The sequence below is a fragment of the Bradyrhizobium aeschynomenes genome, from assembly GCF_013178945.1.
GTDB lineage: Bacteria > Pseudomonadota > Alphaproteobacteria > Rhizobiales > Xanthobacteraceae > Bradyrhizobium > Bradyrhizobium aeschynomenes.
The window spans coordinates 1,015,702-1,031,051 of record NZ_JABFDM010000001.1; the positions used below are offsets into that span (position 1 = coordinate 1,015,702).

Consider the following 15,350-nt stretch of genomic DNA (forward strand, 5'->3'; position numbering starts at 1 on the left):
ACGATGCGGGGGCGGGCGCTGCCGGTCAAGCAGGACTTCGGCGTTCCAACAATTTCATTTAGTGCTAAATGAATGAACTTGACCGGAGGTCGGCCGGACGGTAGGTCTCTCAGCGTGACGGACGTGATCCTCGAGCAGGTGGGCAGCCCGAGCTGCCGCCCTCGGCGCGCGCTGACGTCATCAACAATCGGCTGGCGATCGATCGGCCGCTCACGGGAGGACACATGACACGGATCAAGTCGACGGGGGCTGCCCTGCTGATGCTCGGCGTGACCCTTTCAGCCCCGGCGCTCGCACAAAAGAAATACGACGTCGGCGCCACCGATACCGAGATCAAGATCGGTCAGACCAATCCCTCGAGCGGGCCAGCGTCCACCTTCGGCGCCATCGGCAGGGCGGAGGCGGCCTATATCCGGATGATCAACGAGCAGGGCGGCGTCAACGGACGCAAGATCAACCTGATTCAATATGACGACGCCTATAGCCCGCCGAAGACCGTCGAGCAGGTGCGCAAGCTGGTCGAAAGCGACGAGGTGCTCACCACGTTCCAGATCATCGGCACGCCTCCGAATGCCGCTGTGCAGAAATATCTCAACAGCAAGGGCGTGCCGCAGCTGCTGGCCGGAAGCGGTGCGTCCCGCTTCACCGATCCCAAGAACTTCCCGTGGACCATCTCCGCCAACCCGAACTACCAGTCGGAAGCGCACATCTACGCAAAATACATTCTTGAGAACTTTCCGAATGCCAAGATCGGCATCCTCTATCAGAACGACGATTTGGGCAAAGATTACGTCAAGGGGTTGAAGGACGGGCTCGGCGCCAAGGCGGGCATGATCGTCAAGGAACTCTCCTACGAGGTGTCCGACCCGACCGTCGACTCGCAGCTGGTGACGCTGAAGGCGTCGGGTGCCGACCTGTTCTACAACATGTCGACGCCGAAATTCGCAGCGCAATCGATCCGGAAAGCCGCCGAGCTCGGCTGGAAGCCGGTGCACATCCTCGAGGTCAATGCGACGGGGGTCGGTCAAGTGCTGGTCCCTGCTGGCCCGGAAAACGCCAAGGACATCATCTCGGTCGCCTACGGCAAGGATCCGCTCGATCCGCAATGGGCCGACGACGAGGGCATGAAGCGCTACAAGGCGTTCATGGCAAAATACGCGCCGGGCGAGGATGCCAACAGCGGCTACGCGACCTATGGCTACTCGACCGCGGCGCTGCTCGTCCAGATCCTCAAGCAGTGCGGCGACGAGCTGACACGTGCCAACATCATGAAGCAGGCGACCAACATCAAGGGCTTCGTGCCCGATCTGGGGCTGCCGGGGATGTCGATCACGACGACGCCCGATGACTACCGCATCAACAAGCAATTCCAGATGATGAAATTCGACGGTCAGCGCTGGATCATTTCGGGGCCGATCCTGACCGACGACTTCAAGGCGGACTAAGTCATCGCCTGGTCCCGACCTTCGCCGGGTGCCGCTTGCGGGCCTGATGTCGGCCGTGCCGCGCCGACGTCCAATCCCAAAACTCTCTCCATTGGAGCGCCGCGCATGACCAGTGAAGCCGTTTGCCGCCGCCGGGGCTTCGACCCCGCGGCGCTCGCTGCGATCGGTCCGGCGCTCGCCGAGTTCGTCGCTCGCGGCGAGCTCGCAGGTATCGTGTCGCTGACGTCGCGGGGCGGCGAGGTCGTTCACGCCGAGACCATCGGCTGGCGCGATGTCGAAACCGATAGCCCGATGCGCCCGGACACGCTGTTCCGGATCGCGTCGATGACCAAGCCGATCACCTCGGTCGCGGCGATGATGCTGGTCGAGGAGGGCAGGATCGGCTTGGCGGATCCGATCTCGCGCTGGGTTCCGGAGCTGACCGATGTGCGGGTGCTGCGCAACGCTGCCGGCCCGCTCGACGACACCGTCCCCGCCGACCGCGCGATCACGATCGAAGATCTGCTGACCCATCGCTCGGGGATCGCCTACGCGTTCTTCTCGGAAGGTCCGCTCAAGCTCGCCTACGAGCGCACGCTCGGCGATCCCGCAATGAACCGGTCGACGCCTGACGAATGGCTCGCCGCGCTCGGCACGCTGCCGCTGGCGTATCAGCCAGGGGACCGATTCCACTACGGTCATTCGACCGACGTGCTCGGCTTCCTGATCGGCCGGGTCGAAGGCAAGCCGTTCCGGGAGGTGCTGCAGGAGCGCATCTTCAGTCCGCTCGGCATGGCCGATACCGATTTCTGGCTGCCGCACGCCAAGCGCGATCGGCTCGCGAGTCTCTACAACTATGACGAGGCGGTAGGCCGGCTCGCGAAGGTCGAGCCGGAGATGTACGACGCGCCGCCAGCCTACACGCCCGGCGGTGGCGGCTTGATCTCGTCCGCGCCCGACTATCATCGGTTCGCGTGCATGCTGCTCGGAGGAGGGGAGTTGAACGGCGTCAGGTTGCTGCGGCGTGAAACCATCGAACTGATGCGGACCAACCGTCTGACCGCATTGCAGCGGCAGGTCCCTTTCGCCGGCATGCCGCTGTGGCAGTCTTGCGGATTCGGGCTCGGTCTTGCGATTGTCGAGACGTCCGTCGGCAATCCCTATGCCTGTGGTGCGCAGGGATCGATGACCTGGCCGGGCATCTTCGGCACGTGGTGGCAGGCCGATCCCGTCAACGACCTGATCATGGTCTATCTGATTCAGCATCAGGTGCCGGTCTCGGCCGGAGTAGCGGCCACGATCGCCACCGGGCGCGGCGCTGCTGGGCGCCGTGCTCTGCCCATTTTTCAGAGTGGAACCTATGCGGCGCTGTCGGACATGGCGGAACACACGATATGACCTTGCCGCGCATGCGTGTGGTGGAAAGGAGGTTTGTCCACGATGTGGACGCGGACATTCCGCGTGATGAAACATGCGTGGCGGCGAGCTGCTGCTTCGCATGCCGGAACTGCAACACGCCTTCGCGATATCCTTGAGCTTGTGTTCCGGCCGCTATTCTGCTCAGTGCTTTTTCAAATTGCGCAATCATGCGCATCGATCGATCGACTGAAGTCGACAGCCAGTGAGGAAACAAATATGCGCAAGTTAACTTTGGCCATTGCCCTGATCGTTCCGATGCTCGGTCATGCCGCGCAGGCCGAGGACACCATCAAGATCGGCTATATCGATCCGCTGTCCGGCGGCGGCGCCAGCGTCGGCGAGGGGGGCCTGAAGACCTTCCAATATCTGGCTGACGAGCTCAACGCCAAGGGTGGCATTCTCGGCCGCAAGGTCGAGATCGTGCCGTTCGACAACAAGACCAATCCGCAGGAAAGCCTGGTCCAGGCCCAGAAGGCGATCGACGCCGGCGTTCGCTACATCACGCAAGGCAACGGTTCGTCCGTCGGGCTCGCTCTGGAGGACTTCGTCAACAAGCACAATACGCGCAATCCAGGCAAGGAAGTGCTGTATTTCAACTATGCCGCCGTCGATCCGAGCATGACCAACGAGAAGTGCAGCTACTGGCATTTCCGCTGGGACGCCAGCTCGGACATCAAGATGGAAGCGCTGACCAACTACATCAAGGACATCCCGTCCATCAAGAAGGTGTACCTGATCAACCAGGACTATTCGTTCGGCCAGTCGGTCCGCAGCGACGCGCGCAAGATGCTGGCGGCGAAGCGCGCCGATGTCCAGATCGTCGGCGACGAGCTGCATCCGCTCCTGAAGATCACGGACTTTTCGCCCTATATCGCCAAGATCAAGGCCTCCGGCGCCGACAGCGTCATCACCGGCAATTGGGGCCAGGACATCGCGCTGCTGCTCAAGGCTGCGGCCGACGCCGGCCTGAAGGTCAACTGGTACACGTATTACGCGGGCGGCGCCGGCGGTCCGACCGCGATCAAGCAGACCGGCCTCGATCATCAGGTGTTCCAGCTGACCGAAGGCTTCGCCAATTCCGGCAATCAGTCGGCGATGGACTACGAGAAGGCGTTCCGCGCCAAGGTCAACCTGTCGCTGTGGTATCCGCGCGCGGTCAACGAGATGCGCATGTTCAAGGCGGCGGCCGAGAAGGCCAACTCTGTCGATCCGGTGAAGGTCGCCGCCGCGCTCGAGGATCTCAAGTTCGAGGTGCTGGACGGCGGCACCGGCATCATGCGCAAGGATGACCACCAGTTCTTCCAGCCGATCTACGTCTCCTCCTTCGGCAAGCTTGCGGCGAACGAGCCGTTCGACGAGGAGAACACCGGCTGGGGATGGCACCTGGTCTCGAAGGTCGATACGCCCCAGGCGATGGTGTCGACGACCTGCAAGATGACGCGGCCGTAACCATCCGCGCCGGCTTCCCACACGGCCTCGCCGTGCGGGAAGCCTGTCGGCCGTATGCCGATCGGCCAGGGAATGAACGGCAAGGGCATCGAAGCCCGACATTCGCGAGTGCGCCGTGCTTGAACTCATCGTCATCTCCACCCTCAACGGCGTGCTGTTCGGCATGCTGCTGTTCCTGCTGTCGAGCGGGTTGACCGTCATCTTCAGCATGATGGGGGTGCTCAATTTCGCCCATGCCAGCTTCTACATGCTGGGCGCGTTCTTCGGCTTCCAGCTCACCAGATGGCTGGGCTTCTGGCCGGCGCTGCTGCTGGCGCCGCTTTTGGTCGGGGCCATCGGGATGGCCGTCGAGCGTTACGGCCTGCGCAACACGCACAAGCATGGCCACGTTGCCGAACTGCTGCTGACCTTCGGCCTCGCATTCGCCATCGAGGAAATCGTCTCGATGATCTGGGGCAAGACGCCGCTCGACTATCGCGTCCCGGCGCTGCTGGATTTTCCCGCGTTCACGATCTTCTCGACCAACTATCCGGCCTACAAGCTGTTCATGCTGTCGGTCTCGATCGCCATCTTCGTCGTGCTGCTGGTCGTGCTCAAGCGCACCCGTGTCGGCTTGATCGTGCAGGCGGCGCTGACACATCCGCAGATGGTGGGCCATCTCGGTCACAATGTCGGGCGCGTGTTCATGGTGGTGTTCGGGGTCGGCAGCGCGCTGGCCGGTCTCGCCGGCGTCATCGCCGGCCCCGCTTTGGTGACGCAGTCCGACATGGCCGCGGCGCTCGGGCCGATCCTGTTCGTGGTCATCGTGTTCGGCGGCCTCGGCTCGCTGCCGGGCGCCTTCATTGCCTCGCTGGTGATCGGCCTGGTACAGACCTTCGCCGTCGCCCTGAACGGCTCGCTGGCGAGCGCCTTCGGCCCGCTCGATCCCTCCGCCGGGCCATCGGTGCTCACCGACATCTGGAACGTCACGATCGCGCAGGTCGCGCCGATCGTTCCGTACCTGCTGCTGGTGCTCGTGTTGATCGTGCGTCCGGTGGGCCTGATGGGGACTCGTGAATCATGACGGCAGCAGCGACCCCGGCCTCGCCCTTGTCGGCGAAACCCGCCGGCTCCCACCTCCGCTTCTACGCCCTCTGGCTGCTCGGCATCGCCGTGCTGATCATTCTGCCGCTGCTGTTCAGCTCGGGCGGATCGCTGACCTCGTTCAGCCTGATCGGGATCGCGATCGTCTTCGCGCTCTCTTACAACATCCTGCTCGGCCAGACCGGACTGCTGTCGTTCGGCCACGCAGTTCACTATGGCCTCGGCGGCTTTGCCGCCAGCCATATGATGAACGCGGTGGTCGCGCATGGCTGGCCGCTTCCGCTGCCGTTCATTCCGCTGTTCGGCGGGTTGGGCGGGCTCGCCTTCGCCATCCTCCTCGGCTGGGTCATGACCAAGCGCGCCGGCACGGTGTTCGCGATGATCTCGCTCGGCATCGGCGAGCTCGTGGCGTCGTCGTCGCTGATCCTGCGTTCGGTGTTCGGCGGCGAAGCCGGCATCACGACCGACCGCACGACCTTGCCGCGCATGTTCGGCTGGACCTTCGGGCCGCAGCTGCAGGTCTATTACCTCATCGCGTTCTGGCTGGTGCTGTCGGCGATCGCGATGTACGCGCTGACCCGGACGCCGCTGGGGCGGATCAGCAACGCCGTTCGCGACAATCCCGAGCGCGTCCAGTTCATTGGCTATGATCCGCACGTCGTCCGCTATCTCGCGTATTGTTTTGCCGGCTTCTTCGCAGGCGTCGCGGGTGGTCTCGCCGCGATCAGCTTCGAGATCGCCAATTCCGCCTATCTCGGCGCGATCCAGTCGGGCCTCGTGCTGTTTTCGACCTTCATCGGCGGGACGGCCTATTTCTTCGGTCCGATCCTCGGCGCCATCCTGGTGACCTATCTCCAACTCGGCCTGACGAGCCTCACCAGTGTCTGGCAGCTCTATTTCGGCATCATCTTCATCGGCATCGTCATGTTCTCGCCCGGCGGCATCGCCGGCCTGTTGATGATGCACCGGCCGCTGATCCTGGCCGGGACATTCGGAATGATGATCCCGTCCTATCTCCTGGCCATCGTGCCGACCGCGGCGCTCGCCTGCGGCGTCATCCTGACCATCGAGACGGTCGCGCGCTACTCCGGCGGCGACGCGATCAACCTATTCGGTGTGGCGTTCAATCCGCAATCTCCGGTGACGTGGGCTGTCGCCGCAGTCCTGGTGGTCGGTGGCTTCTTCATCGCACGGTCGACCTGGCAGCGGATCGCCGAAGCCTGGGACAGGGCCGCCACTGTGGCGCGTGACCGGGGGTATTTGGCATGACCGCCGCCATCGAAGTCCGCGCCGTCGAGAAGCGCTTCGGCAATGTCAGCGTCATCCGCGACCTCAATCTCAGCGTCGCCAAGGGTGAGCGCCACGCCATCATCGGTCCGAACGGTGCCGGCAAGTCCACCACGTTCAACCTGATCAGCGGCCACATCCGGCCGAGTTCGGGCGAGGTGCGATTGAACGGCGCGGTCATCTCGGGCCTGCGGCCGTTCGAGATCAACCGCCGCGGCCTGTCGCGCTCGTTCCAGGTCACCAACGTGTTTTCCCGCATGACGGTGTGGGAGAACGTCCGGTGTGCCGTGCTGTGGGCGACCGGGCATCGCTACGCGTTCTGGAAGAACGTGGACAGTCTGCCGGAGGTGCGCGAGCGGACCGCGGAGATCCTCGACGACATCCATCTCACCCATCGGCGTGACGTTCCCGCGGGACTCTTGACCTATGCCGAGCAGCGCGAACTCGAGATCGGCGTCACCATCGCCAGCGGCGCGACGGTGGTGATGCTCGACGAGCCGACTGCCGGCATGAGCAACGCGGAAACGGAGCGCGCCGTGGCCTTGATCCGGCGGCTCACCGAGGGGCGGACGCTGGTGATCGTCGAGCACGACATGAGCGTGGTGTTCGGCCTCGCCGATCGCATCTCGGTCCTGGTCTACGGCCACATCATCGCGTCGGGCACGCCGGAGGAGATCCGCCGTGATCCGAAGGTGAGGGAAGCCTATCTCGGCGAGGAGGCCCACTGATGCTCGAAGTCAGAAACCTCCACGCCTATTACGGCAAGAGCCACATTCTCCAAGGCGTCGATCTCGACGTCGCCGCGGGCGAAGTGGTGAGCCTGCTTGGCCGCAACGGCGTCGGACGCTCGACCACCGTGAAGGCGATCATGGGCGAGGTCAGTCCTCACGGGACGATCCGCTTCAAGGGCAGGGACATTGCCGGCTTGCCGAGCTACAAGATCGCCCGGCTCGGGCTCGGCTACGTGCCCGAGCATCGCGACATCTTCCCGAGCCTGACCGTTCGGCAAAACCTCGTGCTCGGCATCAAGGATATCAGGCGGCCGGGCAAGTGGCGCCTTCAGGACATGCTCGACATGTTTCCCAATCTCGCCGCGCGCGCCGATACGCCCGCCGGCGTCTTGTCGGGCGGCGAGAAGCAGATGCTCACCACCTGCCGGACCTTGATGGGCGATCCCGACCTGATCATGATCGATGAGCCAACCGAAGGCCTGGCGCCGCTGATCGTGCAGCAGGTCGGCGATCTGATCGCGCGGATCGCGGTGGCCGGCGTCGCGATCCTGCTGGTCGAGCAGAAGCTCTCGATTGCGATGCGCATCTCCAAGCGCGTCTACGTGATGGGTCACGGCCGCGTCGTGTTCGAGGGAACACCGGACCAGCTCAAGGCCGACACCGCGGTGCGCCAGGAGTGGCTCGAAGTCTGACGGTCGCAGAGTTTGGGGACGGTCACCTGCCACAGAAGTGTCATCCAGCAGCATTGTGAGTCCGAGTAGGTTTTTGCAGTGAGACCGAAATTTGGACCACCGATGACGAGAGTTCTGCGCCTCTGATCACGGTGGCGGGCTGGTTGCGCCAGCGCGGTTATGCAGCAAAATAGGGGGATTGTTGCCGATCGCGCGTTGCGGTGCGCGACGCCGCGTCCGGAATTCCGCCCGACTTCGACCACGCGATGCCCGACGTGCGGGAGGGGGAGCGGTCGGGCAAGCCACATTTCATGCGCTACCTTAAAGCGATTCCAGCGGCATCGCCGTCGAATTCGATTGATGCATCACGGCGTGATCAGCATGATACCGGCTCTCGATTGTCTTGAGCGACGAAGTCCTCGTCGTTTTGACAGCTGCCGGACTCGTCATTGGCGCGCGGAGTGGGATGAGCGTCGAGCGCTGGTCGTGCGCGCGCTTTCGGTCGTCTGCAGGTTTCCGGATTGTCGGATTTCGATCGTGGTCGATCCCTCCCGCCAGCGTCCCAGATGCAGGTGGTCGCGATGCCGAGATTCGATGCAAATGTCTGGCGCTGTTGGGCGCCGGGCGCTGTGGGTGGTGAAGCAAGGTAGGTTCGAGCGCAATGCGGCTGTGGATTCAGGTTCACACGTGGACGTCGCTGATCAGCATGATCTTTCTGCTGATGCTGTGTCTGACGGGACTTCCGCTGATCTTCCATGACGAGATCAGCCACTATCTCGAGGACGAGATTTCCGCGCCCGCGATGCCGCCGGGCACTCCCGTTCTGCCGCTCGATCGCCTGATCGCCTCGGCCAGGCAGCAATTGCCCGAGCAGTACGTCATGTTCGTGGCCGTGAAGGAAACCGAGCCGCTCGTCGTCGTCGCGATGTCGCCGACTGCCATCCCGGTGCCGGGCCAGTTTCATCGGCTGACCGTCGATACCCGCACCGGTGTCGTCCTCGGCGAGGAGCCGCCGCGACAGGACGTCATGGATATCATCCTGCGCATGCACAGGGATATGTTCACGGGCCTGCCCGGTGAGCTCTTTCTCGGTCTGATGGGATTGGTGTTCGCCGTGTCCATCGTCTCGGGCGTCGTGGTCTATTGGCCGTTCATGCGGCGTCTGCAATTTGGAACGGTACGGGATCGCTCGACACGCCTCAAATGGCTCGACATGCACAATCTGCTCGGGATCGTCACGGTGAGCTGGACGCTTGCGGTCGGCGTGACCGGCACCATTAACACGCTCGCGGTGCCGCTGTTCGATCTCTGGCGGGCTCAGACCATGCCGGCGCTGCTCGCTCCCTACCAGGGCAAACCGCTTGCCGAGGCCGCATCCGTTGAGGCTGCGGTCGACGCGGTCCGCACGGCGTTTCCTGACCGGCTGGTAGCATCCGTGACCATGCCGACGACCGCGCGGTTCGGCAGCCCGCAGCATGTGATCGTCTGGACGAAGGGCAGGACGCCATTCACGGCGCGCATGTTCACGCCTGTGATGGTCGACGCGCGGGACAGCGCCAAGATGGTGGCGCCGCAGCTGGCCTGGTATCTGCGCGCGCTTCAAGTGTCGCGGCCGCTGCATTTTGGCGACTATGGCGGACTGCCGCTGAAGATCATCTGGGCGCTGCTCGACGTGATTACCATCATCGTGCTCTGTAGCGGTCTCTATCTCTGGGCTGCGAAGCGATGGGGCAGCAAGCGCCGGCTCGCGAGCGTCGTTGCCGCGCCGGTGACGGCGTCGCCATGAGCTCGTCCGCATCAACCTCAGCGCCGTCGGCCCGCATGGCGCAGCTGTCGACATGGCAGGTGTTTCGCGCGCCGTTGCTGGTCGGCATCGTCGCCGCAGCCGGCCTGGTCTTCGGCTTGTTCGGCGACGGCATGTGGGACGGCCTGTGCTGGCTCGGACTATCGGTTCCAATCCTGCTGTCGCTGATCTACAGCGCAGGATGGAATTTCGGCTCTCAACCAGGCTCTCAGGACGTGCAGGTCGACGCGTAGAGAGCGTCTTGCCGACTGGTCCCATTCTGACATCGTGACGTCGACAAGATCAGATCGCGTCGATCTGACCTCGCTCGAGACGCTCGCTGTCGCGCGTCCGCTGCATTCAGCCCATAGTCCGCCAACGCACGAGCCACGTAGAGCTGATCCCCGCGCTTGAAACAATCGGACACAAACAGGCGCGTCAGCGGTTGCGCATCTGAATCAGATGCGGCAGAGTTGCGGCAATTTCGCAGATTTCTTGAATCAAAGAGATGCACTGATTAGTAAAGACGCGGCCGCATGGCCGGCGCCGACGTGGGAACGACCTCCTCGTCTCACGCGTGACGCTTAACACGTGCCGTTTTGCTCCAAAGCGAGTGCGTAGCTCGCAGTGAAGTGCGAGAGCCGCGCGCTTCTTTGGAAGGCTTCGAAAAAGCTGCGCGCAAAAAATCCTGCTGCAACGACAAGCCCTTGAATCGCGATCGTCGACGAAGCTGCCGCTCGTTAGACGAGTTCTACGTGCAGCGACGCCATCCTCGAATACCTGTGTGTTAGGAGCGCCGACGGACCAAGTTGGAACTTGGAATGATCGGGGTGTCAGAATGATTTGTCGCGTGAAGGATAGAGACGTCGGGTTTACGATTTCATTGGGTCTTGTGAGCTCGTTGGCGCTCACGCTGAATGTCTGGGGCGTCCAACAGGCGTTCGCGCAGACCAAGCTTCCCGACGTGACGGTCGATGCGCCCAAGCCGAAGGCGCGGCAGACCGTTCAAAGAACCCAGGCGACATCGACGCGGAACGCGCAGCGCAGGGTGGCAACGCGAAATCTCCCCCCCAGGGCTCCCGTTCCCTATGTGACGCCGTCGACAGGCACGATCGGCGCGCCGCCGTCACCCTATGCCGGCGGCCAGGTTGCGAGCGGCGGCGGGCTCGGGCTGCTCGGCAATCGCGGCGTGATGGACACGCCCTTCAACCAGACCAGCTTTACCTCACAGTTGATCCAGAACCAGCAGGCCCGCACCATCCGCGACGTGCTGATCAATGACCCCTCGGTGCGCACGATTCAGGCCGCCGGCGGCGGTGCCGACAGTCTGTTCATCCGGGGCTTCTACTACGACAGCGGAGATTACGCTCTCAACGGCCTTGCCGGCATCGCGCCGTATTATTCGACGGGCGCCAATTTCATCGAACGAGTCGAGCTGCTGAAGGGGCCTGCGGCCTTGCTCAACGGCATGACGGTCGGCGGCACCGGTGCGTCGAGCGGTGGTGCAGTCGGCGGCAGCGTCAATCTCGTGACCAAGCACGCGCCCGAAACCGACATCACGCAGCTGACGACGACCTACGCATCCAGAACGCAGTTCGGCGAGCAGGTCGACGTCAGCCGTCGTTATGGCGAACACAAGGAGTGGGGTGTACGGCTGAACAGCAAGTATTCGAACGGCAACACGCCGTGGGACCGGCAGACCGACGAGTTCGGCAACGCGCATCTCGCCGTCGACTATCATGGCGAGAATGTCCGCATCGATGCCGATATCGGCTATCAGGCGGACAAGCTGAATCCGCCGCTGCGATTCTTTTCGGTCGGCGCGACCACCACCAGTATTGCGGCGCCGCCGTCATCCGGAACCAACTTCCAGATGCCGTGGGCATATTATGCGCCGACGGATTTCTTCTCGACCATCAAAGGCGAGGTGGATCTCAATGAGCACATCACGGCTTACGCTGGATTTGGCTATCACGACAGCAATATCAACTATCGCTATACGTCGCCGATTCTTGGGAACAATGGCAGCTTAACCGGAACGCCGTTGACGGGAAGCGAGACCTATAAGACGTATGCTGGTGAGGCAGGACTCCGGCTGACCGCCGACACGGGGCCGGTCAACCACGCCATCAATGTCGGCTACTCCGTCACCGATCGCACCTACACCCAGCGTGTGGTCACCGGCACGTTGTCGGCGTCGACCCCCTGGAATCTCTATCGCGATCCGTCCAACATCGCGCTGCCTGGATTCTCGTCCACGCTGGCCGCCAACCAGATCGTCGGCGCGAATCTCTGGAGCGTCGGTGTCTCCGACACGATGTCAATTCTCGACAAGCGGATCCAGCTGACCGTTGGTGCGCGCCGGCAGACCGCGGGGACCGAGATAACGAACTATTTTGCGCCAGCTTCGAGCCGGCCTTTCGCGGACACGTCGGTGTGGACGCCGGCGTATGCGCTCGTGATCAAGCCGGTCCAGCAGGTCTCGCTCTACGCCAACTATATCGAGGGGTTGCAGACTCCGGCCGTCGTCACGGGCAATTTCAGCAATGTGGGTACGGTATTCCCTCCCGGGCAGACCAAGCAGGTTGAGGCAGGCATCAAGGTCGATTTCGGCCGGATCACCACGACGCTGAGTGCGTTCGATATCTCGCGGCCGAGCATCATTAGCGTCTCGACCGCAGGGGTCGCGTTGCCCACTCAGGTACTCAACGGCCTGCAACGCAACACCGGGGCCGAGTTCAACGTGTTCGGCGAGGTCACGCCGACGCTGCGGTTGCTGGGCGGCGTCGCCTATACGCATGGCGTTCAGGAGAAGACGCAGGGTGGGACGACTGACGGCAAGCGCGCGATCGGTGTGCCCGAGCTCACTGCGAATATTGGTGCCGAATGGGATACTCCGTTCGTGCGGGATCTGACCCTGACCGGGCGGTTCGTCTATACTGGAGCGCAGTATGTCAACGCCTCCAATACGCTCTCGCTGCCGGACTGGACGCGCGTCGATCTCGGGGCACGCTACACGTTCACCTCGCCATGGAACGGAAAGCCGATCGTGGTGCGAGCCAGCGTCGAGAACGTCTTCAATAAGGCGTACTGGGCGTCCGCCTATAGCGGTGTGATCACCCTGGGCGCGCCGCGTACCTATCTGGTCTCGACGACGTTCAACTTCTGAGCGGCGGACGATTCTCGCGATGGGGCCGTCGCGCAAAGTGTGTGCGGCGGTCTTCCATTTCCACTCGTCGGCATCTGCCTATCGCGCATAGGGCCGCGCGCATATCGATGCATATTTGGGACGGGCGATCGGAGAATAGTCGCATTTCATCGAATGCACCCTGATGTTGAAACGTTGGCCGTAGGTCACCTTGGAGAGATTAAAAACTTCGATCAGCGGTATCACTTTGACTGTCATTCGCAACTGCATTACTCGTAGTTCAGCAACGTAGCTTGTTAGTTGGGAGTAGCCGGACATGATGGTCTTCGACAGAGACGACGTCACCTTCACGGTCGTCATCAATCACGAAGAGCAATATTCGATCTGGCCGACGTTCAAGGAGGTCCCGAACGGGTGGACAGCCGTCGGCGTGACCGGAAGCAAGAAGGAGTGCCTGGACCATATCGAGCAGGTATGGACCGACATGCGGCCGCTTTCGCTTCGCAAGTTCATGGAAGGCGGCTCGCCCGCGGTGTCCGAATCTTGACGCAGCGGAGACCGGCCACGATGCGGCTCATCTGTTTGCCCTATGCGGGAGGCAGCGCCATGATCTATGCGCGCTGGAAGCGACGTCTTCCGTCGTGGATCGATGTGGTCCCGTTGGAACTGCCCGGGCGCGGTGTGCGGATGGACGAGCGCTTGCACACGGACCCGTCCGCGCTGGCCGATCAACTTGCGGCTGAGCTGAACGAGAAGCCGTTCGCTGCGCCCTACGCCATGTTCGGCCACAGTCTCGGTGGCCTGATCGCCTTCGAGATGGCGCACAGGCTGCTCGCACACGGCGCACCCGCGCCACAAATGTTGTTCGTGTCCGGAACGGAGGCGCCGACGATGCGGGATGGCCAGCGGTGGCGGAGGCCGTTGAGTGACGATGCCCTGCGAGACGAGCTTCTGAGGCTGAAGGGCACGCCGATGGAGGCGCTCGAAGACATGGAGATCATGCGCAGCGCCTTGCCGATTTTGCGCGCCGATTTCCTGATGTGCGGCAACTATGTCGACCGGCATCGTCAGGCGTTGCCCTGTCCGATTCATGCCTTTGGCGGGGAACTGGATGAAACGGATCTCAAGGCGTTGAAGGCGTGGCGTAACGAGACCTCGGCCGCGTTTGGGCTCGACATTTTGCCGGGAGACCATTTCTTCATCCACTCGCAGCAGGTGGCGCTGTTGAACCGCATCACGACATTGCTGGCTCGGCAGATGGAGCCGCAACTTGCCGTCACCTCCGCCGGGCCGTGATCCAAGCGCACTGAGTGCAAAACCCGTCGGGAATCGGCGGGGTCGACGATCCGACGCCGAACTCGAGAGAATAGGGAGACATCATGTTCAAGATGCAACCTAAAATAGATTCAGAGTCGCTGCCGTTCCTTCTGCGGGCGGGTCGCGAGCGCCAGCCGTTGTCCGAAGCCGTCAGCGAGGTGCACGAGATGATCGAGCGTCAGCTCTACGGCTGCGGCGGCATTCTGTTTCGCGATTTTCATCTCGATGGCGCCGAGGCTTTCAGGAGCTTTGCCGCCAGCTTCGGGCATCCGCTGCTCGCCTACGAGTTCGGCTCGACGCCGCGATCGCAGGTCAGCTCGGGCGTCTACACGTCGACCGAATACCCGCCGCACCAGAGCATCCCGCTGCACAACGAGCAGGCCTATACGCGCGATTGGCCGATGAAGATCTGGTTCTATTGCCAGCAGCCCGCTCAGCAGGGCGGCGAAACGCCGATCGCCGACAGCAGGCTCATTCACCGCGACATGCCCGCGGCCATACGCAATCGGTTTGCCGAGAAGGGCGTGATGTACGTCCGCAACTATGGCGCCGGTCTCGACGTCGACTGGCGGCAGGTGTTCGGCACCGACTCGAAGGCAGAGGTCGAAGCCTATTGTGCGGCTCATTCGATCGTCTGCGAATGGAAGGATGGCGACGAACTGCGCACGCGCCAGGTCTGCCAGGGCACCGCGGTGCACCCCGTCACCGGCGATGTCGTATGGTTCAACCAGGCGCACCTGTTCCATGTCTCCAGCCTCGCACCGGATGTGCGCGAAAGCCTGCTCGACATCGTCGGCGACCCCCTGGAGCTGCCGCGCAACGCCTTCTATGGCGATGGCTCGCCGATCGACGACGAGACGCTGACCACGGTGCGCGGCGTGCTCGACCGGCACAAGATCGTCTTCCCCTGGCAGGCCGGCGACGTCGTGATGCTCGACAACATGCTGACGGCGCACGCGCGGGAGCCATTCAAGGGGCCCCGCCGGGTGATCGTCGCGATGGCGCAAGCCCATGGACTGCATTGAGCCGGCGCCCGCC

The 15,350-nt window shown here is 63.0% G+C and carries 13 protein-coding genes; all 13 read left to right on the forward strand.

The window, feature by feature from the left end; all coding sequences use genetic code 11:
* Nucleotides 1-224: 224 nt before the first annotated feature.
* Nucleotides 225-1,445: an ABC transporter substrate-binding protein gene (locus tag HL666_RS04630; RefSeq protein WP_172180119.1), complete on the forward strand. Its 1,221-nt coding sequence runs from the start codon at nucleotides 225-227 to the stop codon at nucleotides 1,443-1,445.
* 105 nt (nucleotides 1,446-1,550) lie between these two features.
* Nucleotides 1,551-2,822 carry a serine hydrolase domain-containing protein gene (locus HL666_RS04635; RefSeq protein WP_172180121.1) on the forward strand — a complete coding sequence of 424 codons (1,272 nt, stop codon included), beginning with the start codon at nucleotides 1,551-1,553 and terminating at the stop codon, nucleotides 2,820-2,822.
* A 237-nt stretch (nucleotides 2,823-3,059) separates the two neighbouring features.
* Complete coding sequence (locus HL666_RS04640; RefSeq protein ID WP_172133263.1) at nucleotides 3,060-4,292, forward strand: branched-chain amino acid ABC transporter substrate-binding protein; 1,233 nt, start codon at nucleotides 3,060-3,062, stop codon at nucleotides 4,290-4,292.
* A gap of 115 nt (nucleotides 4,293-4,407) precedes the next feature.
* Complete coding sequence (locus tag HL666_RS04645; RefSeq protein ID WP_172133262.1) at nucleotides 4,408-5,355, forward strand: branched-chain amino acid ABC transporter permease; 948 nt, start codon at nucleotides 4,408-4,410, stop codon at nucleotides 5,353-5,355.
* Entirely contained in the window at nucleotides 5,352-6,644 is a 1,293-nt protein-coding gene (locus HL666_RS04650; protein ID WP_172180123.1) for a branched-chain amino acid ABC transporter permease, read from the forward strand. Before HL666_RS04645 ends, HL666_RS04650 begins: the two co-directional genes overlap by 4 nt.
* The gene (locus HL666_RS04655) at nucleotides 6,641-7,390 is read left to right on the forward strand and encodes an ABC transporter ATP-binding protein (RefSeq protein WP_172180125.1); all 750 of its coding nucleotides are present in this window, start codon (nucleotides 6,641-6,643) and stop codon (nucleotides 7,388-7,390) included. The genes HL666_RS04650 and HL666_RS04655 overlap by 4 nt, the downstream gene beginning before the upstream one ends.
* The gene (locus HL666_RS04660; protein WP_172110622.1) at nucleotides 7,390-8,085 is read left to right on the forward strand and encodes an ABC transporter ATP-binding protein; all 696 of its coding nucleotides are present in this window, start codon (nucleotides 7,390-7,392) and stop codon (nucleotides 8,083-8,085) included. Before HL666_RS04655 ends, HL666_RS04660 begins: the two co-directional genes overlap by 1 nt.
* Before the next feature lie 640 nt (nucleotides 8,086-8,725).
* On the forward strand, nucleotides 8,726-9,850 hold the full coding sequence (locus tag HL666_RS04665; protein ID WP_172180127.1) for a PepSY-associated TM helix domain-containing protein: 1,125 nt from the start codon (nucleotides 8,726-8,728) through the stop codon (nucleotides 9,848-9,850).
* On the forward strand, nucleotides 9,847-10,101 hold the full coding sequence (locus tag HL666_RS04670; protein ID WP_172180129.1) for a hypothetical protein: 255 nt from the start codon (nucleotides 9,847-9,849) through the stop codon (nucleotides 10,099-10,101). The genes HL666_RS04665 and HL666_RS04670 overlap by 4 nt, the downstream gene beginning before the upstream one ends.
* 584 nt (nucleotides 10,102-10,685) lie before the next feature.
* A complete protein-coding gene (locus HL666_RS04675; RefSeq protein WP_172180210.1) occupies nucleotides 10,686-13,016 on the forward strand; it encodes a TonB-dependent receptor in 2,331 nt (776 codons plus the stop codon).
* A 295-nt stretch (nucleotides 13,017-13,311) separates the two neighbouring features.
* On the forward strand, nucleotides 13,312-13,542 hold the full coding sequence (locus HL666_RS04680; RefSeq protein WP_172110619.1) for an MbtH family protein: 231 nt from the start codon (nucleotides 13,312-13,314) through the stop codon (nucleotides 13,540-13,542).
* A 20-nt stretch (nucleotides 13,543-13,562) separates the two neighbouring features.
* Nucleotides 13,563-14,291 carry a thioesterase II family protein gene (locus HL666_RS04685; protein ID WP_172180131.1) on the forward strand — a complete coding sequence of 243 codons (729 nt, stop codon included), beginning with the start codon at nucleotides 13,563-13,565 and terminating at the stop codon, nucleotides 14,289-14,291.
* A 158-nt stretch (nucleotides 14,292-14,449) separates the two neighbouring features.
* Nucleotides 14,450-15,337, forward strand: coding sequence for a TauD/TfdA family dioxygenase (locus tag HL666_RS04690; RefSeq protein WP_246741451.1), 888 nt, complete (start codon nucleotides 14,450-14,452; stop codon nucleotides 15,335-15,337).
* Nucleotides 15,338-15,350: the final 13 nt, after the last annotated feature.